The organism is Mesorhizobium sp. WSM4887 (genome assembly GCF_029625865.1).
In the GTDB taxonomy this organism is placed as follows: Bacteria; Pseudomonadota; Alphaproteobacteria; order Rhizobiales; family Rhizobiaceae; genus Mesorhizobium.
The window spans coordinates 1,083,926-1,108,944 of sequence record NZ_JARTVP010000001.1 but is presented as its reverse complement, the minus strand read 5'-3'; the positions used below and the strand labels follow the sequence as shown (position 1 = coordinate 1,108,944).

The window sequence follows — 25,019 nt, the reverse complement described above, 5'->3', positions numbered from 1 at the left end:
GGTCAGCGCCCTGCGACGGCCATCGCCGCACGATCGTAGATTTCACTCATCGCGACCGCCTGCGCCTGCGGCGAAAATTTGCGCGCGCGACGGACGGCGCGCCGGCCAAGCTGGCGCCGCAAATTTTCGTCGCGGGAGAGGTGGGCGATGCATCCGGCAAGCGCATGCGGATCGCGCGTGTCGAAGAACATAGCCGCGCCGTCCCAGAGTTCGCGATAGGTCGCGATGTCGGCGAGGACCAGCGGCGCGCCCGAGAGCGCGGCTTCCAGAGCGGCAAGCCCGAAGGGCTCGTAGATCGATGGCGAAACGAAAATGCCAGCGCGCGCCATCCGCTGACGCACTTGGGCATAGCCGATCGAGCCGAGCGCGACGCAATGATCGAGACGCGCCATCTGCCCGTCCGGCCCCCCGAGCGGGCCGGCGGCATGGACTGGCCATTCGGTTATGGCAGCCGCGGCATCCAGCACCGCCGCGTTCTTTCCTTGATCCCACCAGCGGGCGGCGGCCAGGACGAAAGGCTCGCGGCGCGAGGCGACCGGGCCGGGAAGAGCACTGTTGTGGACGACACTTAGCCGCGCGACCGGCCCGTAGCAGGCCTCAAGCATGTCGGCGTGGCTTCGGCTGGGTGCCACCACAATATCGGCGCGATTGAAACCGGCCCGGTTGCGGTCTTTCTGCCAGGCCCAGGCATCGGTCGGCACCTGACCGCGCACGGCATGCAGCCACGTCACGACGCAGGAATGCGAGACCACGAGGATGGGGCAGGGCAGATCGACCTCGGCCGCCTGGGCCGGAGCGTTAAGATGAACGAGGTCCGCGGCATAGGCCGTCGCAAGCTCCCGAAGCTCGCCGGGCAGGCCGTCGAGATCGCTCTCGTTGCGCGTCATCCAGTCCGGAGGGGTCTCGAGCCATGCGAGCGTCGCGAAGGATTGCGCCTCTTGTGCCTGCTCCCGAGAAGGCCGAGGCCCTAGCCCGGCCAGCACGACGCTGTCCCCTCGGTTGGTGAGCTCGCGCGCCAGGTCGAGCGAATATCGCCAGACGCCACCGACGGAGTCGGTGGTCATCAGGATGCGCCGCGGGCGATGGATCAATGATTGCAGCATGAGGACTCCAATTCGGCCAGCGCGCGCGGGCGCTGGTCCTGGATGTCGCTGAACGTCCGGAACGAAGCCAGATAGTGCTCATGCGCGCGCTCCCAGGCGAAATCGTCGGGTTCGCCCCACAGCTCGCGGTAACTTGGCGAGCTCGGATAGGGATAGAGCGGCACCGGCTCGTTGGCCCAGACGCCGTTGTCGATGAGGTGCTTGCGCCAATACTCCACCAGGGCCGGATCGTCCTCGACCACGCCGATCAGATTGGCTTGGACGAAAGGAACATGGCGGCGGGCATCGACCAGCAGCGCGGCCAATTCCTCGGTGCCCAGCCGACAGCGCTTGGCCAGCATCTCGCGGCCTTCGACGGTCAGGCTTTCCAGGCCAGCTTCGATCGAGACGCAGCCGGCCTCGCCCAACAATTCCAGCAACTCCGGTTTCCAGAGGTCGATGCGCGTCTGAACGCCGAATTGGATATCGCGGTCGACAAGGGCCTCGAGCAGCGCCTTCTGGGGCAGGAAAATCTCGTCGATGAAGTAGATGTAGCCGACGCCCTGGGCCATCAGACCGTCGATCTCGGCGACGACCGCGTCGTGGTTCCTGCGGCGGTAGGCGTCGCGAAAATCGATCTTGGCGCAGAAGCTGCAATTATAGGGGCAACCCCGCGAAGCTTCCACCTCTGCACCGGCGCCCTTCTGGTCCGCGTCGAACCGATGATGGTGGTGCGAATGGGCCGCAATCCAATCGGACGGCCAATGAAGTGCCGGGTGGTCGACGAAGCGGCTGACGCTCACGCCACCGTTGCAGGCCAGCACGCCGCTCTCGAGCCGCGCCGTGTGAGGGACGGCGCTCCATTCGCCGCGCCCGGCAAGCTCCGCCACCACCTCCTCGCATTCGCCGCGCACGACGACATCGACGCCAAGCTTGCGCAGGGTAGGGGCCGGCGTCGCCGAGCCATGCGGCCCGACGGCGGCGGTGCGCCCGCCGCGCCCGGCGAGATGCTTCAGGAATTCTGCCGGCACCCGCAGCTCCGGCGGCGCGCAGCGCCAGAACAGATAGGTCGGCGCGGTGGTCACGACGGTCATGTCCGGCGCGAACGCCGCCACGCGCTCGGCAAGTTCCGCGTTGTCGAGATGCTGCAACTGCCCGTCCAGCATCAGCACGCTGTGGCCGTCGGTCTCCAAGAGCGCTTTGCAGTAGCCAAGCTCCAGGGGCAGATGCGGCTGGCGGCAGCCGAAATAGATGCTGTGTTCATACGTCCAACGTGGATTGACCAGTGCGACTTTCATGCGACGTACCTCGCCACTTCAGCGTGCGGCTGAAGACGGTGCCGCAACAGCCAGCCGGCAAGGTCGCTGATGCCTTCGCGCCACGGGACATGCGCCCGCCAGCCAAGCGCGGCCTCTATCTTGCGGGTATCGGCGATGAAGAAGGGCTGGTCGCCGGTGCGTTCGAGATCCTGCCGCACCACGATGTCGCGGCCGGTCATGATGGCGATCTCCGACAGGAGCGAGCGCAGGCTGACGGCATTCCGCGGTCCGCCGCCAAGATTGAACGCCTGTCCCTTGAGGTTTTCGATCCTGGCCAGCACTCCGCGATAGGCGGCAACCGCGTCGGACACATGCAGGATGTCGCGCACCTGCTTGCCGTCGCCATAGATGGTGATGGGCCGGCCGCTGAGCGCGCTGAGGAGGAAATGCGCGACCCAGCCCTGGTCCTCGGTGCCGAACTGGCGCGGTCCATAGATGCAGCTCATGCGCAGCACCGCCGTCGGCAGACCATAGGACTTGGCATAATCAAGGACATACTGGTCCGCAGCGCCCTTGGAACAGCCATAGGGCGTGCAGAAACGGAGGGCGATCGTCTCGTCCACGCCATTGGCGCGGATGGCTTCGTCGCAAGGCTCGTAACGATCGTCCGTTTCCCGCACCGCGAGCTGGGGCAAGCTGCCGTACACTTTGTTGGTGCTGGCGAAGATTACCGGGGCGTTCACCCGGCGCGCCGCCTCAAGCACGTTGAAGGTGCCTTTGAGATTGATGTCGAGGTCCTCCGCGGGATCGATCAGGCTCGTGGTCACAGCGGTCTGGGCGGCCAGATGGAAGATCGCTCTTGCTGGCGTCAGCACCGAGGCCAGTTTGGCTTGGTCGCGCACGTCCACGGCTTCAACCCTGAGATGGTTGCCGTGCTTTTGCGCCAGCCATTCGAGGTTCTGCTCGACGCCGGCTCGGCTGAGATTGTCGATGACCAGAACTGGCTCGCCATCCGACAACAGGCTGTCGGCGAGGTTTGAGCCTATGAAGCCGCTGCCGCCGATGACGGCCACCGGCGCTTTGCCGAGGCCGCGATGCCGCTCGCTCATGACACCAGCCCCCGCTCTTCAAGCTCGCGCTTCATGTCGGCGCCTCGGTCGATGACGACGGTGTTGCGAACCCAGGCCGCGAATCCACCGAGGGAGTTCTCAAGCCGATGGCTCGGCTCGAAGCCAAGCAGCTCGCGCGCCTTGGCAATGTCGGCAAAGCAGTTGCGGATGTCGCCGGAGCGCGCCTTGCCGAGGATTTCGGGCGGCCGCTTCGGAACGCCCATCGCTTCTGCAAGCAATCGAGCGACCTCGCTGATGGTGTAGGACCGTCCGCTGCCGATATTGATCGCGTGGCCGGCTGCCTGGCGTTGCTCCAGCGCCAGGCGGAAAGCGCGGGCGACATCGCGCACATGGACGAAGTCGCGCTTTTGCTCGCCGTCCTCGAAGATCATCGGCCGCTTGCCGTTGGCGAGCCGCGAAGCGAAGTTGGCAAGCACGCCGGTGTAGGGATTTGCGAGCGCTTGACCGGCGCCGAAGACGTTGAACAGGCGCAATGCCACCGCATCCACGTCATAAGCCTGACCGAAGATTAGCACCGCGCGTTCCTGCGCATATTTGGTCAGCGCGTAGATCGAAGCGAGGTCAGGACGTTTCTCCTCGTCGGTCGGAATCGGCGACAGCGCTTCGCCGGCAGCCGACAGCGGGTCCCATTGGCCGATCCTGATGTCGCTTGGCTTGCGATGGGCATCGTCGATACGCCGCCCGTCTGGTGTCTTGTAGAGGCCTTCGCCGTAGATGCTCATCGACGATGCGACGACAATGCGTTCGACTGGTTTCTTGATCAACGCCTCGAGCAGGGTCGCGGTGCCGAGATCGTTGGTGCCGACATATCGGGCGATCTCGTACATGGATTGGCCGACGCCGACCTCGGCAGCGAGGTGGATGACGGTGTCGACATCCGCTACCGCGTCGGCGACCGCGTCTCGATCACGTACATCTCCCCGTATCAGCTCGGCGCCAGCTGGAATGCTGACGGCTTCATTGCCGTGCACTTGGTCCAAGAGTGCGTCCAGGACACGGACCTCGTAGCCATGCTCGATGAGTTCCTGGGCGACATGCCGGCCAATGAAACCGCAGCCTCCCGTAACCAGGACACGTTTCACGAGAACTCCTTGCCGAGTTAGCGTTGGGGCCGATTTAGCGTTGGGGCCGATTTAGCGTTGGGCTCCCGAACTTCGGGACAAAAGGTTTGTTCCCTGCTTCATCAAAGTTCCCTCCGTGGCGAAGCTGTCGGCGGGTCGCCCGCATGCCTGGGAACATTGCCCTTTGCGCGCTGTTAGGGCCGCTCACCGACGTGCGGCGAGAAAGGGAATGCCATGTCTGAAGCGAAGACGACCACCAATCACGACGAAATTCGCAAATGGGTTGAGGAGAGGGACGGCCATCCCGCCGTGGTTCGCACCAAGGGCGAGGGCGGCATCCTGCGCATCGACTTCGGCGAGCCGGAGGAAGCGCTCGAACCGATCGAGTGGGATGAGTTCTTCCGGATCTTCGACGAGAACGACCTTGCCTTCCTCCATCAGGACAAGGCCGGGAGCGGAGGAAAGAGCCGCTTCAACAAATTTGTCGAGCGGAGCGGGAATGGTTGACGCGGGCGGCGGCAGGTAACCAGCAACGAACGCACGCAAGCGGCCCGACCGGCGGAGGCTGCCGCGCCGCCCCGGTTGCCTCAATCCAATGGCTTGTCGGTTGGGCGCGGGGTGGTTCCGGCCTCGCGCTTGCGACCGGCATTGCGATTGGCAACCTTACTGTCGAGCGGTGATGTCGACTGTTCCTCGGCGGCGCCGGCTGTTTTGGGAACTGCCGGTCTCGCGCCGGCGTCGCTATCCATGGCATCGCGGTCAGGACGCGGAAGGCCTTCGGCGTTCGGTGACCTGGTGGCCGGCCGAGATGTGTTTTTCAGTTGAGCCATTTGATACCTCCTTAGCTGATCGCAACGACAGGGCGCCCGGGCGAGTTCCGGGCAAAGACGTGGTCACCCGTGAGGGCGCATCACGACCTTGATGCAGCCGTCCTGCTTGTCGCGGAACTTCCTGTAGAGGTCGGGTCCGGCCTCGAGCCCGGCGCGGTGGGTGATCACGAAGGACGGGTCGATGTCGCCGCTTTGGACCTTGTGCAGGAGAGGCTCGAGATAGCGTTGCGTGTGGGTTTGTCCCATGCGGAACGTCAGCCCCTTGTTCATCGCCGCGCCGAACGGGATGTGGTCGACAAGGCCGATATAGACGCCGGGCACCGAAATGGTGCCTCCCTTGCGACAGCAATAGATCGCCTCGCGCAGCACATGCGGCCGGTCGGTGCCAAGATAGACACTCGCCTTGACCTTATCGAGCATGGAATCCGGGGTGGCGCTGGCATCGGCTTCGGTGCCGACACAGTCGATGCAACTGTCCGGGCCGCGACCGTTGGTCATGGCCATCAGGGCATCGTAGATATTCAAGTTGCTGAAATCGAGGGTCTCGGCCTTGCCGTGGTCGCGCGCCATAGCAAGCCGCTCCGGTACCTTGTCGATGGCGATCACGCGTCCGGCGCCAAGCATCCAGGCGCTCTGGATCGCGAACTGGCCGACCGGCCCGCAGCCCCAGATGGCGACGGTGTCGCCCTCCCGGATGCCGGCGTTCTCCGCCGCCATATAGCCGGTCGGGAAGATGTCGGAGAGGAACAGGACCTGGTCGTCGTCCATGCCGTCCGGCACCTTGATCGGGCCGACATCGGCAAAAGGCACGCGCAAATACTCGGCTTGCCCGCCCCAATAGCCACCGACCAGATGCGAATAGCCGAACAGGCCCGCGGGCGACTGGCCCATGACCTTGGCGGCCTGGTCGGCGTTGGGGTTCGACCGGTCGCAGAGTGAAAACAGGCCGTTCTGGCAAAACCAGCATTGCGCATGAGATATTGAAGGGAACGACGACGCGATCGCCCTTCTTGAACTTGCTGTGTCCACGGCCGACCTCCACCACTTCGCCCATGGTCTCATGGCCCAGCACGTCGCCCGATTTCATCGTCGGCATATAGCCGTCCATCAGATGCAGGTCCGAACCGCAAATGGCGCAGCAGGTAACCCTGATGATGATGTCGCGGTCGTCCTCGATCGCGGGATCGGCGACCGCGTCGCACCGGATATCGCCCTTGCCGTGCCATGTCAGCGCTTTCATCGTGCCATTCCTGTCGATCGGAGGATTGAGTGCATCGAACTTGCGCCCGGCTGGAATGTTCCCCGGGCGGCGCCTCGCATTCATCCGTTGTTCGCGGAACCCGGTTCGGCGGCCTTGCGATGCTGCTCGGCCAGCGTGCCGGCCGGCGTGACATGGGCCGCGGCAGCCTGCATCTTGTTCTTCAAACCGCTAACGACCTGCTCTTTTCCGGCCATCATGGCATCATAGCCGTCCTTGGCCACATCGGCCGGATTGTCTTTCTCCTGAGTCCCGATTTCGGTGTCCATCATGTCGGCCCGCTCGAAGAAGCGGGTCTGCGTCGCGCCGGGCATCAGCACTGTCACGGTCACACCGCTGTCCTTCAACTCATGGCGCAGCGCGATGGCGAAAGAATCGATGAAGGCTTTGGTGCCGTTGTAGACCGCTTGGAAGGTGCCGGGCATGAAGCCGGCGATGGAGCCCGTGAACAGGATCCGGCCGCGGCCACGCCGGACCATCTGCCGGCCGAGCCGATGTGCCAGATAGACCGTGCCGGTGATGTTCGTGTCGATGACGCGGCGCGCCTTGGGCCAGTCCTGATCGATGAAGCCCCGGCCCAGGCCTCGTCCCGCGTTGAGGAACAGAAGGTCAATAGCGCGGTCACCAATCCTCGCGATCAGTTGATTGGCCCCTTCCTCGGTCGCGAGGTCGGCTTCTACCGCCTCGACTGCAACGTGGTGAGATTGCAGCGCCTCGGCAGCCTGCTCTATCGCCGGCTCGTCGGCCACGATCACCAGTTCGTAGCCATCTCTCGCGCATAATTTCGCCAGTTCCTTGCCGATGCCGCTGGAAGCGCCGGTCACCACGGCGAGCTTTCCGTTTTCCATTTCGTTCTCCGACCGTGTGAGTGTGGTCCGGCCGAACATGCGCAGAGTGCGATTGTTCCGTTCGAATTCTTGGGATTCGGCAACGCGCGGCAAACGAGGCTCGGCGAGACGGAACCAATTCGGGGCACGGCTGTTCCGCCGTCAATGTGGAGCGACAGCCATGGGCATCTTTTCCGATCTGGATAAGAAACTTACCGACAACCTCTATGAGCATGGCAGCCAGCTGACCGATCCCAGCGCTGATCTGCCCCGTCGGGTCAAGGAGAGGGTCGATCTCCTCATGCCGTTCATCCAGCCGGAGGCGCGTGAGGCGGTGAGGCTGCAAATCCTCGGCATCATTCACGAGCACATATTAGATGAGACCGAGATTGGGCCTGGAGAGCCAGCGGCCAAGGAATGAGAGAAGCTGGCTGGACGCGTCATCGATTTCCGGCCGCCCTAAAGCGGCAGCGCCGAACGGAGCCAGGCGCTAGCTGATATCTATGATTTTTCGCTTCTTGGGCGTCCGGCCCGGCCTGGCCGCGGGAGGAGGCGACTTTGCTGCCGGTGCCGCGGCCAAACGCTGCTCGCGTAGTCGCGCCGTCTTTGCCTGGCGCGCCAGTCGTTCCGTCTCAAGCAGTTCGCGCGCCGCATTCGAGGTGCGCTCACGCCTGTCCTTGTCGATCTTCCGCGTCGCCACGGTCGTTCCAGATCAATTCGCCGTTGGAGCCGTATCCAACTTGCCCGAAGGCCCATTGTTCCGAATGATCCCGCGACGGACGGACGTTTCGAACGAAATGTCTGCAACTCGAATATGTCGGGCCAAGCCCTTGTCGAAAGCTCCCGTTGCTTCTCCCGCCGGGAACTTCAGCGCTGCTTCCCGGTTCAGCCGGCTGAAGCCGACGCGATGCGCCGGCCTGCGACGTCGGAACCGAAGCGGTGCGTTCGCCGTTCCGGCTGCATTCCTGTCGCCAAGGAGATCGCCATGGCGCCGCGTCCCGCCTGGAGCGGTTATCTCAAACTGTCGCTGGTCACCTGTGCCGTCGAATTGACGAACGTCGTGACCCATGCCGAGAAGGTTTCCTTCCACGTGCTCAATCGCAAGACCGGCAACAGGGTCCGGCGCATCTATGTCGATGCCGAGAGCGGCAAGCCGCTGGATAAAGACGACGAGGTCAGGGGCTACGAAGTCGGCAAGGACGAATTCATCTTCATCGAAGAGGAAGACATCGAGGCGGTGCAGATCGAGTCCTCGCACACGCTCAATCTCGACGGCTTCGTCGACAAATCGTCGATCGAGCAGATCTATCTCGACGCACCCTACTACGTGACGCCCGCCGACAAGGTCTCGGAAGAGGCCTTTGCGGTGATCCGCGACGCGCTGGCAGAAAAGAAGATGGCCGGGCTCGCTCGCATCGTGCTCTATCAGAGGGAACGCCCGGTGGTGGTCGAGTCGCGCGGCAAGGGCATGATGCTGACCACCCTGCGTTATGGCGACACCGTGCGCGAGCCCGCCGGCGTCTTCGCCGAGATCAAGTCGGGAAAGCCCGACAGCGAGATGATCGGGTTGGCCGAGCACATCATCGATAAGCAGAAGGGCAAGTTCGATCCCACCGAGTTCCGGGACCGATATCAGGAGGCACTGCTGGAACTGGTTCGCGCCAGAAAGGCCGGCAGGAAGGCGCCGAAAGCCAAGGCGGAACCCAAGCCGTCCAATGTGGTCAATTTGTTCGATGCGCTGAAAAAGAGCCTCGGCGCGGAGGCCGGGGCAAAACCCAAATCCCCGAAGTCCAGGGGAGCGCCGAAACGAAAAAAGACGAAGAATTCTGCACGGGGGCGCAAATCGGCATAGCAGTTGTCTGTGCGGTGAGCGACATCAAGCTGGCTTGCAGACCGAGGCAAACAAGGCTGGAGTCTCGGCGCCTTCGCCGAGGAGGAATTCGGGTAACGCCCAGCGCGGGCTAAAACACCGGCCGTGGCAGAAGAGCATGAGCTCGAGGATTTCGCGCGCCGGGGCGCACCGGGCACGATCCAAAAATCTATCCGTTGCGTTCCTCGCTTTCACGCAACAGCCGCACGATCGCATCGACTGGGGATGGATTGGCCGCCGGCTGGATTTTCCGTCGCCAAAGATGGCGAAGAAGCTTTTTCAACATGGGCATGCACATACTCCCTAGCTATCAGACCTTGCATCGGGCGTTCCGGGTTGGAGCGCCACTTCCTCGGCGAGCCGGCATCCATCAACCCAGCCGGGCGGCAAGCAGGAAAGCGGCGCCCGCCAGAACCACGAGCGCCGCAATCACCAGCACCGGCCCGTTCCTGCTCGGCTGAAGGCCGGGCGCGTTCTGGGGGCGCTGCATGGCGTTGGCGAAGCTCGCCTGATTGGTGAATTTCGGTTCATCTTGTGCGACGTGATGGGTGGAACTCGCCGACCCTCCCGCCTCTGCATCCGTTTCCTGCGGGGCGGCAGAAGGGTCGAATCCGGGCGTCTTGTCCCGGGTAATGCCCATCTGCATTTCGCCTCGATCCTCGGCGGGTGTTCGCTTGCTCGGTGAGGTCATCGGACAGCTCCTTTCTACCAAACATCTGTCCGGCGTCGGTGTTCCCACGGGATCATTTGAACGCGAAGTAGAAACGCTGCTGTCCAGGCACTCGTTTCCGGGAAGGGGGAACTATCGCTGCCGCCAATCGCTGAGCGCGGCCGGAACCTTTCCTGTTGGGCAGCTTTTACCTTCGTTATCTAAGATGACGAGGCACCGATGCAGGTTCTCGAGACCCACATACTTTCCAGGTCGGAAGGCGTGGTGACAGTCGAATTTCTCGGTGAGGGCGGCGAAAAGATTGCCGTCACAATGGCTGGATCCGATCCACGGCCGACGAACGGCGACACCGCTCTTATCGATCGCGCCAAAGAGATGATGGTGCAGTGCGCGGTTTTCGAGACCGTGGAAGACCGGTCCGAGCAGCAGAGCAACCGCGACTTCAGCGAGCCCGCCAAGCCGGAGAGCCCTTCACATTCGAATATCGCGACAATGATGGCGTGCGGCAGCTCAAGGGCGTGGAATTCCCGAACCTGGAGGCCGTGCACGACGAGGCGCTGCGTTCGGCGATTGATTTGCTTGACGACACGGCCGCCGAAGGTGGGCAGCAGGGCTGGGCCGTCCGGGTTCGGGACGCCAACGGAAAGATCGTGCTGGCGATCGACTTCGACGAGGCGAAACGGAAAAAGGCGGCAGCGGAATGAGGACCGCGGGCTGCGTGGCCTGAGAAAGGACCATGCTCCCGTTCCTATCACTGGATATGAGATATTCGACAAGCGCCTGCATCTTAGTCCAGCCTGGGCTCGCAACTGAGACGCCGTGCAGTCCTGCACTGCGGAACCTCATTCCAAATGAATTCCGTGTTCAACCGGAACTTTGGGGACGACTGTCAGTTCGATGATTTGCAGGCGCCGCTTTTTTTGGCGCCTGCCGGAGATCGGTGGGAAACACTGATCGGCCCGCACCTCAGACGCGGGCCTGCCGACCCCGCCAGGACAAGCCGGTCAGCCAAGTATGGACGGGAGCCTATCATGAAACACCAAACGCTCGACCAACTGCACGCAGTCGCTGATATCAATCCGCTGGTGCCGCTCACGACAAGGACTGAAAAGATAGAGAGGTGGGCAGAACTGCTCGAGCGGAATCCGTTGCGCTGTCTCGCCGCGCTCACCGGCACCGAGTATCTCTATCCAGGCATGCGGGAAGAGGCGCGGGCGGCTGGATCCCCGCTGACGGTTGCGTTCGAAGACCCGTTGCTCAGGGCCTCGGGCCTGCAGTCCGATACCTATGGGGAAGCCAAACGCTTCTTTGAACTCTCCGATTGGCAGTTGCATGAAGTCGTCTGCAGCTGCCATGCCGGCGCAACCATGCAGGCCAGTTGGGCTGCTGGACGCGTCCGGAGAATTGTCACAGGCAATCGCATTTTTGCCTGGCTGAGAAGCCGCTTCATACACTGACTGCGTCTCAACTGCTCGCTATCGCGGCTGTTGCGACAGCCGCCGGCGGCGCTCGGACGTTGATCCATCCGCGGAGCGATAGATCCATGAAGAAGGCATGAGCGCAAATAGTTCGGCGCCGGAGCCTTGCTCGCGCGAGCTCCCGCCGGCTTGTCCCTCCAAGGCCCGGCGAACCAAGGGCGCGCGAGACCGCAATGCAGCGAAGACGGCGATGCGGTGAGAACGGCAAGTCGCCGATCGAAAGGCCCTGCCTCAGCCGTTCTGGTCGATCGCGTGGGGCGCTGGCTGCTGGCTTCCGCCGCTCGGGCGCTCGGGCTCTCGGCCGATCCAGGCCCACACGGTTATCAACAAAATCACCACGATCGCGATCACTGCAACGATCCGGGGCATCAGAAATCCTTTCGTCCGCTGCTAGCCGCCCGGCTTGTTCGTGTTTGGAGCCGAAGCCGCGCCGACTGTCGGATCGGGCGCAACCGGACCGCGCTTGGCCTCCGAACTCTGTTTGCCTAATTGGGCGATGGCGTGTTTGTTCCATCGGACTGATGGGAGCCGATTGCCCGCGTCCCTCATCGGCCAGGTCGGGGAACGCTCTTCTGACGATCTTGTTATCCTCCAGATCAACCCGGAGAGAGTCATGGGCAAGGAAGAGAACCGCCGCGAGACCGGCGCCAGGAAGTACCCGGCCAATACCGATCCGGATCCCTCAGACCGGTTTTCGCAGGCTGCGGCCGGCAACGAAAAGCCTCACGATCGCTTTGGGCTCACCCGCAGACAGGGCGAGGTGGAAGACAAGACACATCAGTCGGAAGGGCAAAACCCTCCGGGAGGGGCGACGCCTGGTCCTGCGACGCAAAAAACTTCCGGAGCCGGCCCATCGGTCGCCGAGCATTCCAAGGATGCGAAAGCACCCAGAGGCGGCCGCCGGTCTGGTGCCTACGTGAAAGAATAGTAGCGTTCGCTCGCCGCACCACGCGCCGAAGGGTCCGCATCAGCGCGATGTCGAATGCATTCGTCATGCCTACACGCCGAAGGGGTAGGTGTCCGGGACCCCGCGCGTCGCATGCTCCGGCCCGAGCGGCGTCACGGCGGTGGTTTCATCGAACCAGACCCAGGCGTCAAATTGCCGCGCAAGCGAGGCGTCGGCATAGTGGCTGTGCAGTTCCGTTTCCGGCCGATAGATCACGCCGATGAACCGTTCCAGCCGACGTTCGGTCAGCCGATCATGAAGGGCTGGATCAGCTCCAAGGTCGAGCAGGAAACGAGCGGTGCCGGCGTCGTGGCAAAGCCGCTCATAGCTGTCCTCGCGCGAAGGCCGCACGGACATGATTTCCATTTCGCCGTCCCAATGCTTGGCGGCAGCGACCGTGCCGGCATGCGTGCCGAAGCCGATGACGGCTACGTCGTCGCCGAACCGCTGGCGACAGAGCTGACCGATGTTCACTTCGTCCCTGGCGATTCCCATCTCCGTGAAGCGGGCGTCGCCGATATGGGAGTTGTGCGCCCAGACCACGGCCTTGGCATCGGGAGAACGCGCTTCGATAACATGTTGCAGCGTGTCGAACATGTGCGTGTCGCGCAGGTTCCAGGATTGCGCGCCGCCATAGTACATCACGCGATAGTAGTGCTCGGCGGAGGCAATGAGCCGGGCGTTCTGCGCGGCGTCGAACAATTCGTCGCCGTCCTGGCCGGCGTGATCGAGCTGACGCGACAGCATGTCCCGGCACTGCCGCAGCACCGCCTCCTCGCATTCCCGGTAGCCTCGGGTTAGCGCCGCCCGGCCATAGGTGGCGGGTTCGTGCTGCCACGGCGTCAGGCAGCCGTAGCGTTCGCGGGCAATGCTTGCCGCCTCCGGATCGATGCGGTCGAGATATTCCAAAACCGCCGCGATCGAGCCTCTCATATTGTAGATATCGAGGCCGTAGAACCCTGCCTGGCTTGCCGGTGTTTCGATCTGCTCGTTGTGCGCACGCAGCCACTCCACGAATGCCGCGAATTCGGCGTTGCGCCACATCCAGGTGGGAAACCGCTGGAAAGGCATGTCGGCGCGCGGCGAAGGTGGGCGGTGGCGCACATAGCGGTCGATCGCCGCGGCGTCGGGCCAGTCGGCTTCAGCGGCGACGATCGTGAAGCCATGTTTCTCGATCAGTCTTCTGGTGATCCAAGCCCGCGCCCGATAGAACTCGGATGTGCCGTGGCTCGCTTCGCCGAGCAGCACGATCCGCCGGTCGGCAAAGCGATCGAAGGCCTCCACAAAGGCGGGATCATCGAACTCCGGAAGCGGTTCGGCCGCTGCGGCAATCATCTGCGGAAGACTGCGCGCTGGCAAGAGCGGGGAGACACGGCTGGTTCGGATGCGGTTGTCCTCCTGCCAGCCTTCTTCGCCGATCAAAGGGACAAAGCGCACCGCACCGAAATCTTCCTCGCTGTAGGTGGAAGCGCCCGTGCGGGTGACTTTGAGGAGACGCTGCTCGTCAGGGTCATCTCCGACCGGAATGACCAACTTGCCGCCGACATCCAACTGCTGCTGCAGCGCGAGCGGCGCGCCGGGCCCGCTCGCCGCGACGACAATGGCATCGAACGGTGCCGCTTCGGGCCAGCCCTTGGTGCCGTCGCCGGTGCGGACATCGATATTGCGATAGCCAAGCGTCTCGAAGCGCCGTCTCGCGGTTTCCGCCAGGCCGGCGTGCCGTTCCATCGTGTAGACATGATCGACGATGCGGCTCATCACGGCGGCGGCGTAGCCAGATCCCGTGCCGACCTCGAGGACGTGATCGCCGGGCCCGATCTCAGCCATTTCCAGCATGAACGCGACGATATAGGGCTGCGATATCGTTTGACCCTCGGCAATCGGCAGCGGTCCATCCTCGTAGGCAAATTCTTCGAAGCCAGGGTCCACGAAAGTCTCGCGTGGGACCTCGCGCATCGCTGCCAGGATCTCACGATCATGAATGCCGCGGCGGCGGAGATGAACATCGACCATTCGGCGACGTTCGCGGGACAGGTCGAGCATGTGCATCCTCAACAGGAAGTTGGAATCGCAAGCGGCTGCGGCAACGTCATCCCTCGGCTTCCATCATCGTCCTGGCCGGCTCCCGCGCGACGTTCTCCTCGATCCGCTCGCGCCCCGGAGTCTCCGGCAGCGCCTTGCGGAAATTCTTGGCATAATCGGGCGGCATCTTCGGCATCAAGGCTTCGTCAAGAACGCGCTCGACCTCGTCGGCCCGTTCGATGCTGGCGCAAGCCATCAATGCGGCAGATTCTTCATGGCGCACCTGGACAAAGGAGATTTTGTCCCGGTTTTCCGCAAAGCCTCCATGATGCCGTTGATGCCATCGCCGGCCAGGCCCAACATGACCTCGACATCCCAAGCAACCCGAGTGTCGACGAAAATTTCGGCTGCATTTGGCATGGCAAGGCTCCAATGAATGCATTCCGAACCAGTAGGGCGGCAGTTGGTTCCCTTGGCCACGCAGCCAGGCCACCGCCTCGCAAGGAGCGAATTCGCGGGAACGAGCGAGCCGGACGCGGATTGAATCCTCATTCGCTGACGAGCAAAGCGCCAGGATTGGCGATTAGCCGGAAGGGTTGATCATGAGCGAGCCACTGAAAACCACAAATCACGAGGTGATCCGGGCTTGGATTGAAGCCCGCCAAGGCAGACCTGCAGTCGCGCGGACTGCAGGCAAGGGGGCGGTGCTGCGCGTCGACTTCGGCGAGCACGAAGAGGATCTGCAGCCCGTCGAATGGGAAGAGTTCTTCGCCATATTGGATGAGAACGAACTTGCCTTCGTGCACCAAGACCTAACGGCGGAAGGTTTGCCCAGCCGTTTCAACAAATTCGTCGAGCGCGGATGAGAGAAGCGCCATGCGATCAGGCGGAAAGCAATTCGCTCGCCTGATGCTCGCTGCTTACGCTGCCGCTATTGATTGCCCGGCATTTTGTTGCTGCCTTGCGGATCCTTTTTTATGCCGGCGGCGGGAGACGTGTCCTGGGGTGCGTTTCCGCCCTAGTTCTGCTCAGGTGTCCGCTTCAACGGTGCCGTCGGCCAGCTACTCTGGACATAGGCGAAGGCCCAGTAACATGCCAACAGCACAACCACCGTCAGGATCAGCGGCAACAGCACTCGTCTCACGCTGACTCCTATTTGCTCTGCTGACGGTAATCGCCGGCCCGCGGATCGAATCCGGTCCAACCGCCAGCTTCGTAGTCGTTCCGCCGTTCGCCGATGTCCACCGACCTGGAATCGTGGAGGATCGCTTGTGCTTGCGGAGCGAGGTCATCTTCGACGCGAGCGGTAAGCAGAGTGCCGCCCCGGCGAATGCCTTCGGCATAGACATGGGCGTCGCCCTCCGACACGCCGCCGTCGGTCAGACTGCCGATGATGCCGCCGGCCGCTCCACCGACAACTGCGCCCGCGGCCGCGCCCGCGGCTGTCGCCGCCAGCCAGCCAGCCGCCACGACCGGACCGACGCCAGGTATTGCTATGGCGCCGAGGCCCGTCGCCAAGCCGCCGGCGCCGCCCACGACCGCCCCGATCCCGGCTCCACTGGCTGCATCTTCGGCGGCCGCGGAAGAATGCCGGCCGTCGGCATTGTTAGCGATGATGCTGAGATCGCTCGGCGGTGCGCCCATGGACTCCAGCTCGCCCACGGCATCGGCGGCATCGTCATAATCGTCGAACAGTGCGGTGATCGTCTGCATTTTGATCTCCTATCGATTACTATCGGCCGGCAAAGGTTTGCGCGTTATCGGCTGCGACCGCCGGAAAAAACGAGGAGGTCGCAGCGACGGCCAATGGCGCGAGAAGTGTCCGCATGTTCATGGCTTCCAGCTCCTGTGCTCGATGGGCCGGAGCCGAACAAGCGACTCAGGGCTTTGTTCCAGTCCGAGCCTGTCGATTTTCAGATGGCGTCTGCCGGAACTGTGATCCGAAGGCCGCGTTCCACGACAAGCCCACCTCAGAGGTTCTTGCTCGCCGCAGTCGCTTGGACGGAACGGCCTTTCCTGCTGCGGTTTGGTAAAGAGGGCGCTCTCGGCAAACGAACTGGCCGGTACCGTCTGCGATTTCCTTCGGCCGTTTGGCTCAGGGTGCCGCAACGGCCGGACATGGTCGCCAAGGCGATCCCGCCGGGCGCGTAGGCGGCTGACCACGCAGGCCGCCTACTCCCTTGGACAGGAACATTTGCAGCCCTTATCGGTTAGCTCAAGACCAGCGATAGGTTGCTGGAGAAACCACCTTCGACAGGAAGGGAAACGCCATGTTCGGCTCCGATTTATGGCTGTTCGTTGTTGCCGGCGGTCCGCTGATCCTTCTCATTGCGATCATCTACGTGCTTTTCACCCGCCGTCACAGAGGCCCAGTCGAACGGCGCGAGAGCGACCGCGCGACCGAGCGCTTGTACCGCGAGCAAAAGGACTAGCGCACCAGCCAAGCTGTCGCGCCCAAGTCGTTGTTCACGCGATTTCGGCAATGCTCCGCGCGCGGCGCGGCTTGCCTGATCTCCGCACGGTGTTGCCGGGCCCATTTCGCAAACTCCGACAGCGGAACCAGCGGGGCCTGCGGCTGTTATCGAAAGGTCCGAAATCGGAGCAGCAGTTGATGACCAACGACGAGTTGCCGGGTCTGCCAGCATCGCTCCCCGTGATCGACGCGAAAGCCGAGCCAACGCTGAAAAGCGCCGCGGCGGAAGCGTTCTACACCCATGCGATCCGCGAGCTCGCCGCTACCGACATTCCTTTCCTCGTCGCCGGGACCTACGCGGTGAGCGCCTATACCGGCGTTGTTCGGCAAACCAAGGATCTGGATATCTTCTGCAAGGCCGGAGACTGCTCGCGCATACTCGAGCATTTCAAGGACATCGGCTATGCGGTCGAGATCCGGGACGACCGCTGGCTCGGGAAGGTCTTCGAGGGCAAGCATTTCTTCGATGTTATCTTCGCCTCGGCCAACGGCACGATGCAGGTCAAGGATCAGTGGCTGGAGCATGCCCGCCAAGTCGAGCTGCTGGGCAGCCGGGTTCGCATCATCGGCCCAACGGAGCTCATCTGGTCGAAATGCTTCATCCAGGACAGAGGACGCCACGACGGCGCCGACATCGCCCACACCATCCTCAAGGCGCACGACCAGATCGACTGGCCAAGGCTGCTCGCCTACCTCGATGTCCATTGGGAAGTGCTGCTGATGCAGGTCCTCAACTTCCGGTGGATCTATCCCAGCGAGCGGGACCGCATCCCAGACTGGCTGCTCGACGAACTGCTGGGCCGGCTTGCGCGGCAACGGCAGCTGCCGTCGCCCAAAATGAAGATCTGCCGCGGCCGCCTGCTGTCGCAGGTCGACTATGAGATCGACGTCAAGGAATGGGGGTTTGCCGGCGTCGGCGGCGTTGGAGAGATGCGCGATGCCTGAACCAGCCACATCAGCGAAATCAAACGGCAACGGTGTCATCAAGGTCGCCGCCATGGGCGACCTGCATGTTCAGGAAGATGCCCAGACCTCGTACCGCGACCTGTTCGGCGAGATATCGCGCGAGGCCGACGTCCTGGTCCTTACAGGCGATCTCACCAATCTCGGAAAACCGCGTGAGGCGGAACTTCTGGCCGAGGATCTGCGCGCATGCTCGATTCCCGTGGTCGCGGTTCTCGGCAACCATGACTACGAATCCGGTTGCGTCGAGCAGATCGCTGCAACGCTCCGCCAGGCGGGGGTCCATCTCCTCGATGGCCAGGCGATCGAACTGAACGATGTCGGCTTCGTCGGCGTGAAGGGTTTTGTCGGCGGCTTCGGTCGAAGGATGCTGGGCTCCTTCGGTGAGCCGGCCATCAAGGCGATGGTGGCCGAAAGCGTCAACGAGGCAATGCGGCTCGAGAATGCTATGCGGCAGGTGCGCGCCAAGCGCACGCTCGTGGTGCTCCACTATGCGCCGGTCCCGGAGACCGTGGCGGGAGAGCCTCCGGAAATCTTTCCGTTCCTCGGCTCCTCGCGGCTGGCCGAAACCATCGATCGCTTCAAGGTAAGCGCCGTGGTGCATGGCCATGCCCATCGCGGCTCGTATGAAGGCCGGACCCCTGGTGGGGCCAGCGTCTACAACGTCGCCATGCATATCGCGAAGCCGACCGGCCGTCCTTACGCGCTGCTCGAAATCTGAGGCGCAGCGCTGCCTGCCGCTTCGGAACCATGCCGGCAGCGATGAGTTGTGCAGGAGACCAACGGAACCAACTTCGATGCCTGACCCCAGACAACCGGATCCCGATCGCGACACGCCGATGCCGGCGCCCAGCTGGAAACCGGAGCCGGTCAGGAAGCCGGAGCGGCACGGGCTGCCGGACGAGGTGCCGCGCCCAAATCCCGATGAAACCGACGATCCGCCGGCGCCTGCCGGGCGCATCCGGACGGAGTAAGCTCGATGGCTGCGCCTCGCGCGATCTGGAAAGGCTTCATGAAGGTCGGATCGGTTTCATGCGGCGTCAAGATCGTCGGCGCCACCAGCGAAGCGTCGAAAATCCATTTCAGGATATTGAACCGGAGGGACGGCCTGCCGGTGAAAAGCGCCTATGTGGATGAGGAGACCGGCGAACCGGTGAACGCCGAGGACCAAGTCAAGGGCTTCGAGACCGACAAGGAGGATTTCATCCAGATAGAGCCCGAGGAGATCAAGGCGCTGAAACTAACCTCCGAGCACACGCTGGAAATCGGCGAGTTCGTGCCGGTCGCAGACATCGACACGCGCTATCTCGAAAAGCCCTATTACCTCATTCCGGCGGAGGATGCTTCCGCAGAGGCGTTCAACGTCCTTCGGGAGGCCATGAAGAACAAACGGGTGGCGGCGCGATCCTGTGTCGTCCTCTACCAGCGCGGACGCGAGGTTCTCATCCAGCCCTTCGGCAAGGGAATGCTTCTCACCGAGCTGCGGGACCGCAATGAGATGGTTTCGGAGGCGACGGTGTTCGAAGGGCTGAAGAAGCAGGACTACGAGGCGGACCTGCTCGAGATCGCCGGCCTGCTGATCGACAAGAAGGCGACGAAGTTCGATCCTTCGAAATTCGAGGATACATACGAGAACGCGCTGATCGCCATGATCGAGGCCAAGCGCAAAGGCAAGAAGCTGCCCAAGGCGGCGCCGAAACCGCGTGAGAACGTCATCAATCTGGCCGACGTTCTGCGCAAAAGCCTTGCCAAGGAGGGCATCGCCGCGAAAGGCGCGAAGCAAGGCAAACGCAAGTCAGCTTGACGCCAAGAAAGGCCGCTCAGACCTCGTCGAACCGGCTTCCTTCCTTGGAGGGATCGCGCGCGAGGACCCGCTCCTCCTCGTCGTCCGGGAGTGCCTCGTCACTTTCCTGATAGGGATTGTCGTCGTCTTCTTCGGGGAGCGTTCCCTCCGCTTCTTCATCGTCCTGCGGGTCGCCGTTGACGGCGACGCTGTCGGGCAGGATCCGGCCGCCCTCAAGCGCGTCCCAGTCCTGCTGCTCGACTGCCGGAGCCTCGGTTTCGTCCTGATTTGCGGTGCGTTGCTTTTTACGCGGGTCCATCTCGTTCTCCAATGCTGCAAGCCTATCCGGCTCGCGGTTCGCTCAGTTGGAAAACCGCTCAGGCGATTGGTGGTTCCGCCCGTTGCAGCAAGTGGCGGCCGTTGTGGCGTCGCCTCTCCCTGGTAGGTGCCCTACGCGATCTGTTCGAACGTGCATTGGCGCGGCGCCTTGTCGGGCCGCCAGCGCACCAGCCTTGTTCCATGCCGGAATCGGTCGCCGGTGACATGGTCGAAGCGGACCTCCACGACCAATTCGGGCCGCACCGGCTCCCATTCTCCGCTGCGCTCGGTGCTCCAGCGGCTCGGGCCGCCGGGTGCCTTGCCGGTGAAGCCGAGCCCGCCGCGCAACGCTTCAAGCCTCTTGGTCAGCGCCGCTCGCTCGTCACTGGCGATGGTCGAGGTGAAGCCGACATGGTCGAGCTGGCCACGGTCGTTGTAGAGGCCAAGCAGCAGCGAGCCGATCTGGCGCTTGCCGCTCAGGTAGCGAAAGCCACCGACCACGCAGTCTGCTGTGCGCAGCCGCTTGACCTTGATCATGGTTCGCTCGCCCGGGCGATAGGGTTCGGCCAGTGCCTTGGCGACCACGCCATCGGTGGCACCTCGGCCGGCGCCGCGCAACCATCGTCTGGCGGTCGCGAGGCTCGTTGTGGCCGGCGAGAGCTTCAGCCCGGCGTTCTCTGCCCTGGCAACGAAGTCCTCGATCGCCCGGCGCCGATCGGGCAAGGGCAAATCGAGCAACATCTCGCCTCCCGGGGCAGCCAGTGCATCGAACAGGATCAACCGCGCCGGTGATTCCGCGCTCAGCTTGCGGATACGGCTCTCGGCCGGATGAAGGCGCATCTGCAGCGCGTCGAAGGAGACGCGCCCGTCGATCTCGATCACGATCTCGCCGTCCACGACGAATTGCCTTGCGGCGAGGTCGCGCAGCATCGTGGTCAGTTCGGGAAAGTAGCGGCCGAGCGGCTTGCCGGATTTGGCGCGAAGCTCGACGGCGTCGCGGCCTTTGAAGGCCAGGCAGCGAAACCCGTCCCATTTGGGTTCGTACTGCCAGGGACCTTCAGGCAACGCGTCCGCGGTCCGCGCCTCCATCGGCGGCGTATCCAAAGACAGCGGAAACTCGGGGCTCGATGTCGCTGGTTGGGGCGTAATCCTGGAGGTCTCCATCTCGGTAGAACGTTCGACCACACCTGTAGTTTCCGGTCGACGGGAACGAGTTGCACGGCGAGGCGTTGCCTCACCAAAGTTCAGAAACGAAATGTCGAGCTTTGACCGCGTCGGGCACTTCTTCACCAGAGCGAACATGAACTTCCGACAGGAAATCCGATGTCGGCTTCCGGCTTGAGCTATGGTCCTCTGGGCGAGCGCTGCGCGCATCTATGCGTCGACATGCAGAAATTGTTCGCGGAACCTTCGGAATGGGCCACGCCGTGGATCACCCGCGTCCTTCCGAGGATCGTCAGCCTCGTCGAATGGAAAGCCGAGCAGACCCTTTTCACGCGCTTCGTGCCGGCTGAAAAGCCTGGCCTGGGTGCCGGCACCTGGAGGCGCTACTATGAGCGCTGGGCGTCGATGACGATCGAAAATGTCGGGCGAGAAATGGTCGGGTTGCTGCCGCCGCTGTCATCCTTCTGTCCGCCGGCGCAGGTGATCGACAAGCATGTTTATTCGCCCTGGCCGGAGGGCAGACTGCAGAGGGCACTTGCCGCGCGCAGCATCGACACCCTGGTGGTCACGGGAGGCGAAACCGATGTTTGCGTGCTTGCAACCGTCCTGGGGGCGATCGACATCGGATATCGCGTGGTGCTGGTCACGGATGCGCTTTGCAGTTCATCGGACGCGACGCACGATGCCCTGATGACCGTCTACCATCAGCGCTTCGCGCAACAGGTCGAGACCGTCGAGATGGAGACGGTCCTTTCGGCCTGGACCTGAACGTTATGGGACGATCCGCACCGGCTACAGCCGAAAGCGACCGATCAACTGCTGTTTGACGGGAACCGCAATGTTTCTCCGAAATTGCGCAGGCAGGGAGTGTGTAGATGCCTAAACCAGCGAAACGGGAAAAAGCTCGCAAGCCAAATCCGTCTGACCCCAACCCAAAGCAAAAGCCGCCGAGGGACACGCGCGAAAACCCGACACGGAATCCGGACGGTCCCGGCGAATTGCCGGACACCACCACGCGTGAAGGAGTCGAGACAGTCAGGCCTAACCTGAAACGCTAGTACCGGTAGGCGTACGTATTTCCGAGGCGCGACGCTTTGATGTTGTGGAGATAGGCCGCGCGAAGATTGACTTGTCGGCCCGACAAGACTGCGATTGCCGGCCAAAAAAGGAACCCCGGCTGCAGTGGTTGGGTGGGGGCACGGCAGCCGAGGTCAATGTTTTTCTCAGAACTGTGGCGCCGTTTGCTTCAAACCGCAAATCTCGCTCTAAGGTCGAGATATGCTCGCGCGCAGCTTTGAGGAGCAGAATTCCTGGGATGGCAACTTAAGGTTGTCATCCTTTCGGTCATATTAGCCACCTAAGATATAATTACCAAATTGTTAACCAGGATTAATGCGCCTTTTCCACAGCATCGTAGTATGCATTTGAGGCTGGATTACCTCAATGGAGCGGGGATCCCATACGTCCGTGGGTTGGGCCGGCGTATGCACTACTCCTTGAATCTATTCCTCACTTCGCAGCAAGTCGCCCGACACACGGTAAACAGCGTATCAGTTCATGCCGCTGAACAAGCCCTGCGTGGGAGTCAAGATAAAAAGGGGAGCGAGCGAAGTCGGCGGCGGAGAGGAGTAAATAAGGCGATGGGACATCTTCAAATTTCCGAGTCTTGGAAAGACGCGACGGGGTCGTTGCAGAACGGGCATCTGACGGACGTGAACGGGCTCGGCACGTCTGATCTCGAAGAAGGACACCCGACCGAAGGTCTGGTGGTAATTGTGGACAAGCGGGCACTCGAGCGCGAATGTCTTGCTCGAGGCCTTATCGAACATAATCCGGCTTTGCGCGTCAGCGCCGTAGGATCTCTTGATGAGATTCAGCACGTCGCCGGCGGGGCGGAGGCTTCCGCGATCCTCGTTATTCTCGGCGCCCGAAAGGTGACCGACCAGAGCGTTCGGGCGGAACTTGTGCACCTCATCTCCGAGGTCGGCGCCGTACCGGTAATCGTCGTGGTGGATTCCGACGAGCCGGGGGAGATCCTTGCGGCTCTCGAATGCGGCGCCCGCGGCTACATTCCCACGAGCGTCAAGGTGAAGGTCGCTGCCGAGGCCATCGGTCTCGCCCGCGCCGGAGGAATCTTCGTGCCCGCCAGCTGCGTGCTGGCGCTTCGCGAGATCATCCATTCGACGGCAAACGGCGCCCGTCCGCTCGCCGGAATGTTCACCTCGCGCGAGGCCGCGGTCGTGGAAGCGCTCAGGAAAGGCAAGGCCAACAAGATCATTGCCTACGAGCTCAACCTCTGCGAGAGCACGGTCAAGGTCCATATCCGCAACATCATGAAAAAACTGAAAGCCACGAACCGCACTGAGGTGGCCTACAAGCTTAGACAGATGATGCTTTGAAGGCTGCCCAGGCCTGGTGCCTGGCAATAGAACGACGCACGCCGATCCTCGACGTGGAGGCGGACCTATTTCAGGTCCGCCTCCCTTCGAGATTCAGAAATAGGACGGTGCCTGCAGGTCTTGAAACGGATGCGCTCAGGCCGATGCTCAGGCATGTTCCCGGTCGAGCATCTCGAATCCTGCCTTCACGAGAAATCCAACACTGTCGCGGCCCAACTCCGCACCGCGATATGCTGCTTCGGCAGCCTTCAGGCCTCCCGTCAGTCTGCGGATCACCGGAGCCGCTCCGAGTATCTCGAGCGGCAGGCCCAGCTCGCCGCGGTTGGGGCGCTTCGGCGGCCATACCCTGAGGCCGAAATAGCTGGCGGCCGAGCGGTCGATCCCGCCGCTGAACTGCACCAGCAGCGCCTGGCGCGTTCTCCTGGCGATGCGGCCCAGACTGTTGATGTCCATTGGGGGTTTGGCGGAGGGCCGCATAGCGACGATGATCACCTCCCATGCATCATCGGTCAGCAGAACCGGATGCGAAAAAACACCAACTCTTGCTCCACGTTCGGCGAGCATACGTTCGAGGAATGGTGCGCAGGGCGTGTCGCAGACGACGGCGAATCTCGAGGCACGCTGATCGACACCGGCATCCTCGAGTAGGACCCGGCATAAGCGCGCGAATTCCGGCATCAGGTCTATGGCCGGGTGACCGAGATTTGGAGCAGCAACCTTGATGCCGGCCTCGTCACAGGCATCGAAGTCCAACACGCCTTGCCGAAGCTCCCAAGGCTCCGCCATGAGCGCAACGACCGCGTGAGAGGGCAAGAGCTCGATGAGCGATCTCGAAATCGGTCCGACCTGGGGACAATTGGTGATGAGGTCGACCTCCTGCCATTTGCGGCTTTCGATGCGGTTCGTCACTTCCACGCGTTCGGCGACCTTGGCGTACTCGGCAAATGCCAACGTCGCGTCCGCGGCCGCCGCCAGGCTCGGATGTCTGGAGGATACGCGGGTGAGTGCAACGACACGGTCGGCATTGGCGAGCGCCGCGGCTGTCGCAGTCACCGCCTGATAGCCCGTCGCCGCGCCAGCCACGACAGTGAGGCCGGAGAGATCAAGATCGAGCAAAGCTATCTGCTTGCGGACGACGGCAAGTGCTTCCGCATGGTCGACCTCCAGAAACTGACGAGCGCCCGGCCTTGCGGGGAAGTTACCGGACGAAGGCTTCGGAATGGGCGTCACGTTGCGTGCTCCACTGACAGGCTGGCAGGCATTCTTTCGACGCGGAAGATCTGTCTCGTCGAATCTCGTCGCATGCGCGCGCATGCTTTTCAGGCATTGCCAGACGGCTGCCGGCTCGCCCATCCGGCACCAGTAGCTCCAGACATTCTCTCGGCATCCTTGCCATCAGAGCTAGGGCCTGAATTCAGTCGGCGGTCTGGATCGCCCCTAGCCGGACCAGTTGATTTCGTCGATCACGAATACAGTCGAAGGTGCC

The 25,019-nt window shown here is 62.7% G+C and carries 29 protein-coding genes and 2 pseudogenes; 14 read left to right on the top strand and 17 right to left on the bottom strand.

What is annotated here, in order from left to right; all coding sequences use genetic code 11:
• Positions 1-2: 2 nt before the first annotated feature.
• From P9230_RS05245 to P9230_RS05230, 4 genes are read right to left on the bottom strand one after another with little or no spacing between them, the layout of a single operon-like run.
• Positions 3-1,103, bottom strand: a complete 1,101-nt coding sequence (locus tag P9230_RS05245; RefSeq protein WP_127323619.1) for a glycosyltransferase family 4 protein — start codon at positions 1,101-1,103, stop codon at positions 3-5.
• Positions 1,088-2,380, bottom strand: a complete 1,293-nt coding sequence (locus P9230_RS05240) for a TIGR04295 family B12-binding domain-containing radical SAM protein (RefSeq protein ID WP_095802770.1) — start codon at positions 2,378-2,380, stop codon at positions 1,088-1,090. The genes P9230_RS05245 and P9230_RS05240 overlap by 16 nt, the downstream gene beginning before the upstream one ends.
• Complete coding sequence (locus tag P9230_RS05235; RefSeq protein WP_127323621.1) at positions 2,377-3,450, bottom strand: NAD-dependent epimerase/dehydratase family protein; 1,074 nt, start codon at positions 3,448-3,450, stop codon at positions 2,377-2,379. The genes P9230_RS05240 and P9230_RS05235 overlap by 4 nt, the downstream gene beginning before the upstream one ends.
• Positions 3,447-4,553, bottom strand: coding sequence for an SDR family NAD(P)-dependent oxidoreductase (locus P9230_RS05230; protein ID WP_278117707.1), 1,107 nt, complete (start codon positions 4,551-4,553; stop codon positions 3,447-3,449). Before P9230_RS05230 ends, P9230_RS05235 begins: the two co-directional genes overlap by 4 nt.
• A 213-nt stretch (positions 4,554-4,766) precedes the next feature.
• On the opposite strand from P9230_RS05230, the gene P9230_RS05225 reads away from it, so the two are divergent.
• Positions 4,767-5,039 (top strand): hypothetical protein, encoded by a 273-nt coding sequence (locus tag P9230_RS05225; protein WP_095779479.1) that lies wholly within the window; start codon positions 4,767-4,769, stop codon positions 5,037-5,039.
• Between the two features lie 80 nt (positions 5,040-5,119).
• On the opposite strand, the gene P9230_RS05220 is transcribed toward P9230_RS05225, so the two are convergent.
• From P9230_RS05220 to P9230_RS05210, 3 genes and pseudogenes are all read right to left on the bottom strand, one after another.
• On the bottom strand, positions 5,120-5,362 hold the full coding sequence (locus tag P9230_RS05220; protein ID WP_127242060.1) for a hypothetical protein: 243 nt from the start codon (positions 5,360-5,362) through the stop codon (positions 5,120-5,122).
• A gap of 63 nt (positions 5,363-5,425) precedes the next feature.
• Positions 5,426-6,602, bottom strand: a pseudogene (locus P9230_RS05215) (zinc-dependent alcohol dehydrogenase).
• Between the two features lie 80 nt (positions 6,603-6,682).
• Entirely contained in the window at positions 6,683-7,468 is a 786-nt protein-coding gene (locus P9230_RS05210; protein WP_095826294.1) for an SDR family NAD(P)-dependent oxidoreductase, read from the bottom strand.
• Positions 7,469-7,628: 160 nt separating this feature from the next.
• Between P9230_RS05210 and P9230_RS05205 the strand changes: the two genes are divergently transcribed.
• On the top strand, positions 7,629-7,868 hold the full coding sequence (locus P9230_RS05205) for a hypothetical protein (RefSeq protein ID WP_095779478.1): 240 nt from the start codon (positions 7,629-7,631) through the stop codon (positions 7,866-7,868).
• Between the two features lie 564 nt (positions 7,869-8,432).
• Positions 8,433-9,299: a Ku protein gene (locus P9230_RS05200; RefSeq protein ID WP_095826295.1), complete on the top strand. Its 867-nt coding sequence runs from the start codon at positions 8,433-8,435 to the stop codon at positions 9,297-9,299.
• 388 nt (positions 9,300-9,687) lie between these two features.
• On the opposite strand, the gene P9230_RS05195 is transcribed toward P9230_RS05200, so the two are convergent.
• On the bottom strand, positions 9,688-9,963 hold the full coding sequence (locus P9230_RS05195; RefSeq protein ID WP_245489826.1) for a hypothetical protein: 276 nt from the start codon (positions 9,961-9,963) through the stop codon (positions 9,688-9,690).
• A 524-nt stretch (positions 9,964-10,487) separates the two neighbouring features.
• Between P9230_RS05195 and P9230_RS05190 the strand changes: the two genes are divergently transcribed.
• Positions 10,488-10,691 (top strand): hypothetical protein, encoded by a 204-nt coding sequence (locus P9230_RS05190; protein WP_278117705.1) that lies wholly within the window; start codon positions 10,488-10,490, stop codon positions 10,689-10,691.
• 327 nt (positions 10,692-11,018) lie between these two features.
• Positions 11,019-11,444 (top strand): hypothetical protein, encoded by a 426-nt coding sequence (locus tag P9230_RS05185; protein ID WP_066992011.1) that lies wholly within the window; start codon positions 11,019-11,021, stop codon positions 11,442-11,444.
• A 252-nt stretch (positions 11,445-11,696) separates the two neighbouring features.
• Here P9230_RS05185 and P9230_RS05180 read toward each other — a convergent pair whose 3' ends face one another.
• Positions 11,697-11,834: a hypothetical protein gene (locus P9230_RS05180; protein WP_156752600.1), complete on the bottom strand. Its 138-nt coding sequence runs from the start codon at positions 11,832-11,834 to the stop codon at positions 11,697-11,699.
• A 244-nt stretch (positions 11,835-12,078) separates the two neighbouring features.
• Here P9230_RS05180 and P9230_RS05175 point away from each other — a divergent pair, with 244 nt between their 5' ends.
• Positions 12,079-12,393: a hypothetical protein gene (locus tag P9230_RS05175; RefSeq protein ID WP_278117703.1), complete on the top strand. Its 315-nt coding sequence runs from the start codon at positions 12,079-12,081 to the stop codon at positions 12,391-12,393.
• Positions 12,394-12,462: 69 nt separating this feature from the next.
• Here P9230_RS05175 and P9230_RS05170 read toward each other — a convergent pair whose 3' ends face one another.
• The 3 genes and pseudogenes from P9230_RS05170 to P9230_RS05160 form a co-directional block, all read right to left on the bottom strand.
• Positions 12,463-14,454 (bottom strand): protein-L-isoaspartate(D-aspartate) O-methyltransferase, encoded by a 1,992-nt coding sequence (locus P9230_RS05170; RefSeq protein WP_278117701.1) that lies wholly within the window; start codon positions 14,452-14,454, stop codon positions 12,463-12,465.
• Between the two features lie 46 nt (positions 14,455-14,500).
• Positions 14,501-14,689, bottom strand: coding sequence for a hypothetical protein (locus P9230_RS05165; RefSeq protein ID WP_278118365.1), 189 nt, complete (start codon positions 14,687-14,689; stop codon positions 14,501-14,503).
• Positions 14,678-14,853: pseudogene (locus P9230_RS05160) on the bottom strand (thiamine pyrophosphate-binding protein); the annotation flags it as partial. The gene P9230_RS05165 and the pseudogene P9230_RS05160, both read right to left, overlap by 12 nt.
• Positions 14,854-15,035: 182 nt before the next feature.
• On the opposite strand from P9230_RS05160, the gene P9230_RS05155 reads away from it, so the two are divergent.
• Entirely contained in the window at positions 15,036-15,299 is a 264-nt protein-coding gene (locus tag P9230_RS05155; protein ID WP_095802790.1) for a hypothetical protein, read from the top strand.
• 152 nt (positions 15,300-15,451) lie between these two features.
• Here P9230_RS05155 and P9230_RS05150 read toward each other — a convergent pair whose 3' ends face one another.
• Complete coding sequence (locus tag P9230_RS05150; RefSeq protein ID WP_278117699.1) at positions 15,452-15,577, bottom strand: hypothetical protein; 126 nt, start codon at positions 15,575-15,577, stop codon at positions 15,452-15,454.
• A gap of 8 nt (positions 15,578-15,585) precedes the next feature.
• A complete protein-coding gene (locus P9230_RS05145; RefSeq protein ID WP_278117697.1) occupies positions 15,586-16,146 on the bottom strand; it encodes a hypothetical protein in 561 nt (186 codons plus the stop codon).
• Between the two features lie 557 nt (positions 16,147-16,703).
• Here P9230_RS05145 and P9230_RS05140 point away from each other — a divergent pair.
• The 5 genes from P9230_RS05140 to P9230_RS05120 all read left to right on the top strand — a co-directional run bounded on the left by P9230_RS05140 (position 16,704) and on the right by P9230_RS05120 (position 19,673).
• Positions 16,704-16,865 carry a hypothetical protein gene (locus P9230_RS05140; protein ID WP_082953723.1) on the top strand — a complete coding sequence of 54 codons (162 nt, stop codon included), beginning with the start codon at positions 16,704-16,706 and terminating at the stop codon, positions 16,863-16,865.
• 179 nt (positions 16,866-17,044) lie between these two features.
• Entirely contained in the window at positions 17,045-17,851 is an 807-nt protein-coding gene (locus P9230_RS05135; protein WP_127245873.1) for a nucleotidyltransferase, read from the top strand.
• Entirely contained in the window at positions 17,844-18,590 is a 747-nt protein-coding gene (locus tag P9230_RS05130; protein WP_067320643.1) for a metallophosphoesterase, read from the top strand. Before P9230_RS05135 ends, P9230_RS05130 begins: the two co-directional genes overlap by 8 nt.
• A 76-nt stretch (positions 18,591-18,666) precedes the next feature.
• Positions 18,667-18,843 carry a hypothetical protein gene (locus P9230_RS05125; protein WP_082953724.1) on the top strand — a complete coding sequence of 59 codons (177 nt, stop codon included), beginning with the start codon at positions 18,667-18,669 and terminating at the stop codon, positions 18,841-18,843.
• A 5-nt stretch (positions 18,844-18,848) separates the two neighbouring features.
• Complete coding sequence (locus tag P9230_RS05120; protein ID WP_127240816.1) at positions 18,849-19,673, top strand: Ku protein; 825 nt, start codon at positions 18,849-18,851, stop codon at positions 19,671-19,673.
• 16 nt (positions 19,674-19,689) lie between these two features.
• Here P9230_RS05120 and P9230_RS05115 read toward each other — a convergent pair whose 3' ends face one another.
• Both P9230_RS05115 and P9230_RS05110 read right to left on the bottom strand, forming a co-directional pair.
• Positions 19,690-19,971, bottom strand: a complete 282-nt coding sequence (locus P9230_RS05115; protein ID WP_066992031.1) for a hypothetical protein — start codon at positions 19,969-19,971, stop codon at positions 19,690-19,692.
• Between the two features lie 131 nt (positions 19,972-20,102).
• On the bottom strand, positions 20,103-21,134 hold the full coding sequence (locus P9230_RS05110; protein ID WP_278118339.1) for an ATP-dependent DNA ligase: 1,032 nt from the start codon (positions 21,132-21,134) through the stop codon (positions 20,103-20,105).
• 159 nt (positions 21,135-21,293) lie between these two features.
• Between P9230_RS05110 and P9230_RS05105 the strand changes: the two genes are divergently transcribed.
• Together P9230_RS05105 and P9230_RS05100 are read left to right on the top strand one after the other, a co-directional pair.
• Positions 21,294-21,902 (top strand): cysteine hydrolase family protein, encoded by a 609-nt coding sequence (locus P9230_RS05105; protein WP_067320655.1) that lies wholly within the window; start codon positions 21,294-21,296, stop codon positions 21,900-21,902.
• A 944-nt stretch (positions 21,903-22,846) separates the two neighbouring features.
• Complete coding sequence (locus tag P9230_RS05100; RefSeq protein WP_245299539.1) at positions 22,847-23,533, top strand: response regulator transcription factor; 687 nt, start codon at positions 22,847-22,849, stop codon at positions 23,531-23,533.
• 147 nt (positions 23,534-23,680) lie between these two features.
• Here the strand turns inward: P9230_RS05100 and P9230_RS05095 are convergent, their stop codons facing one another.
• Positions 23,681-24,763 (bottom strand): hypothetical protein, encoded by a 1,083-nt coding sequence (locus P9230_RS05095; protein WP_278117694.1) that lies wholly within the window; start codon positions 24,761-24,763, stop codon positions 23,681-23,683.
• Between the last annotated feature and the right edge of the window lie 256 nt (positions 24,764-25,019).